Consider the following 333-nt stretch of genomic DNA (forward strand, 5'->3'; position numbering starts at 1 on the left):
CTGAAATACTCGAGTTCACGTAATGTAAACTCAAATGCCACGATAAAGATGGCGCGTTGAGGCAAGTTCGAGGGTTTTCCCTCAGAGGCAGGAGCAGTTTCATGCCCACCGGTTTTTTGGTCAATTTGGGTGACGGGTCCCTGGATGCAGGCGACCAGCTGAACACGAGCACCTTCAGTTTCACCACGGATACCGTGTTGGGCACGGGCAGCATCACGTTCAGCGGCTCGCTTGGGCCGCGGATGCGTGTCAACGACTACAACATGGAAGGCACCTATTACGAGGGCACGGATGGCAATGTCTATTTCGTGCCCGATGTCATGCCGCGTCGTA

The 333-nt window shown here is 54.7% G+C and carries 1 protein-coding gene; it reads left to right on the plus strand.

Annotation, left to right across the window (positions count from 1 at the left end; all coding sequences use genetic code 11):
* Window positions 1-101: 101 nt before the first annotated feature.
* The coding region (locus QWI16_RS11180; RefSeq protein ID WP_302713190.1) for a hypothetical protein at window positions 102-333 on the plus strand (232 nt) is incomplete at its 3' end.

It is taken from the genome of Gilvimarinus algae, assembly GCF_030518215.1.
Lineage (GTDB): Bacteria > Pseudomonadota > Gammaproteobacteria > Pseudomonadales > Cellvibrionaceae > Gilvimarinus > Gilvimarinus algae.